At 74.8% G+C, this 2,151-nt stretch carries 2 protein-coding genes and 1 pseudogene; all 3 read left to right on the forward strand.

Annotated elements, in window-relative coordinates:
* Positions 1–248, forward strand: a pseudogene (locus tag G3I65_RS02865) (gfo/Idh/MocA family oxidoreductase); the annotation flags it as partial.
* Positions 235–1,512 carry a Gfo/Idh/MocA family protein gene (locus G3I65_RS02870; protein ID WP_163046632.1) on the forward strand — a complete coding sequence of 426 codons (1,278 nt, stop codon included), beginning with the start codon at positions 235–237 and terminating at the stop codon, positions 1,510–1,512. The pseudogene G3I65_RS02865 and the gene G3I65_RS02870, both read left to right, overlap by 14 nt.
* A partial coding sequence (locus G3I65_RS02875) for a DUF6807 family protein (protein WP_160694459.1) occupies positions 1,509–2,151 on the forward strand: 643 nt, incomplete at its 3' end. The genes G3I65_RS02870 and G3I65_RS02875, both read left to right, overlap by 4 nt.

Below are 2,151 nucleotides of genomic sequence, written 5' to 3' on the forward strand. Positions count from 1 at the left end.
CGCCGCTGTCGGCGACCCGCGCCTTCACCGCGCTCGTCGAGGCGGTCCGCGACGCTCCCGAGCCGCAGCCGCTGCCCGCCCAGTGGGTGCGGGCCGTCGGGACCGGGCCCGATCGGCACGACGTCGTGCCGGGCGTCGACGACGCCGTGGACACCGCCGCCGAGCGGCTCGCGCTCTTCTCCGAACTCGAGCTGCCCTGGACCGGCGCCGGTGCGCGCGCCGGGGAGAGAGGTGATGGTGGTGCGTAGGTACGCGATCGTCGGGCTCGGCTCGCGGGCCGGGCTGTTCGCCCGGGCGCTGGCCGGGTCGCCGCGGGCGGAGCTGGCGGCCTTCTGCGACTCGTCCGAGACCCGCATGCGCGTCCACAACGGCTGGCTCGGCACCGCGGTCCCGGGCTACCGGCCGGACGACTTCACCGCCATGCTCGCGAAGGAACGCATCGACGTCGTCGTGGTGTGCACGCCGGACCACACGCACGCGGACTACGTCGTCGCCGCGCTCGAAGCCGGCTGCGACGTCGTCACCGAAAAACCGATGACCACCGACACCGACGGCGCCCGCCGGATCCTGGCGGCGCGGCGCGCGACCGGACGCTCGGTGCGCGTCACCTTCAACTACCGCTACAACCCGGTGCACCGCCGGGTCCGGGAACTGCTGAAAGCCGGCGCGATCGGCGAGGTCGGCTCGGTCGAGTTCAGCTGGCTGCTCGACACCGCGCACGGCGCCGACTACTTCCGCCGCTGGCACCGCGACAAGGCGAACTCCGGCGGGCTGCTCGTGCACAAGTCCGGCCACCACTTCGACCTCGTCAACTGGTGGCTCGGCAGCGGGCCCGAGACGGTGTTCGCGCTGGGCCGGTTGTTCTTCTACGGCGAGGAAAACGGCCGCAGGCACGGGCAGCGGACGGAGTACGTGCGCGGCACCGGCACCACCGGCGACCCGTTCGCGCTCGACCTCGACCGCTCGCCCCGGCTGCGCGCCCTCTACCGGGACGCCGAAACCGAGGACGGCTACCTGCGCGACCGCAACGTCTTCGCGCCCGGCATCACGATCGAGGACGACCTGTCCGTGCTCGTGCGCCACCGCGGCGGCGCGGTGCTGAACTACCACCTCCACGCGTATTCGCCGCGCGAGGGCTACCGCGTCGCCTTCTCCGGCAGCGAGGGACGGCTGGAGCTGGACGTCCGGGAAAACGAGCACGCCGCGTCCATCGCGGACCTCCCGCCAGGTGAGCGGCCCGAACCCGGCCGCGCCCGGCTGACGCTGCAACGGCTCTGGGCACCGCCCGAGGTCGTGCTCGACCAGGTCCTCGGCGAGGGCCACGGCGGCGGGGACGAACGGATGCTCGCCGAGCTGCTCGGCGACGCCGAACCGGACGCCCTCGGCTGCGCGGCCGACCACGACGCGGGACTGGCGGCGCTGCTCACCGGGCTGGCCGCGAACCGGTCGCTGGCGAGCGGGCGGCCGGTCGCCGTCGCGGAGCTGCTCGCCGAGATCGGGGAGCCGGCGTGAGCCGCGCGGCGGTCGGGGACGGGACATTGGAGCTGGCCGAAGAGGACGACGGCCGGGTGCGGGTCCGCCTCGGCGACCTCGTCCTCGCCGAGTACGTGGTCGCGCCGGCGACCCCGGCCGGGGACTCGCCGAAGCCGTACCTGCACCCGCTGCGCACCACCGCGGGCGAGGTCGTGACCGCGGTCCGGCCGCACGACCACACGTGGCACAACGGCCTGCAGTTCACCATGGCCCACCTGTCGGGCGAGAACTTCTGGGGCGGCCGCACCTACGTGCGCGGCCGCGGGTACACCCCGCTGGACAACAACGGCACCGTCGGCCACGTCCGCTGGGAAAGCCTCGTGTCCGCGGCCGGGCACTGCGAACTCCGGCACGAGCTGGCCTGGTGCACCGCGGCCGGCCGGCGCTGGCTCACCGAGCACCGCACGCTGCGCTTCGGCGACGTCTCGGTCGACGGCGGGCACTGGACGCTCACCTGGACCAGCCGGCTGCGCAACACCAGCGGCCGCGAGCTGCGCTGGGGGAGCCCGGTCACCGAGGGCCGGGACACGGCGGGCTACGGCGGGCTGTTCTGGCGCGGGCCGCGGTCGTTCGTCGGCGGCGCGGTCCGGACCCCGGACGGCCGGACCGCCGACGGCG

It is taken from the genome of Amycolatopsis sp. SID8362 (genome assembly GCF_010550475.1).
Classification (GTDB): domain Bacteria; phylum Actinomycetota; class Actinomycetes; order Mycobacteriales; family Pseudonocardiaceae; genus Amycolatopsis; species Amycolatopsis eburnea.

Bases quoted from the DNA above. Each gene is read 5' to 3' on its own strand.
- G3I65_RS02870 (WP_163046632.1), top strand. From the start codon at position 235: ATGGTGGTGCGTAGGTACGCGATCGTCGGGCTCGGCTCGCGGGCCGGG.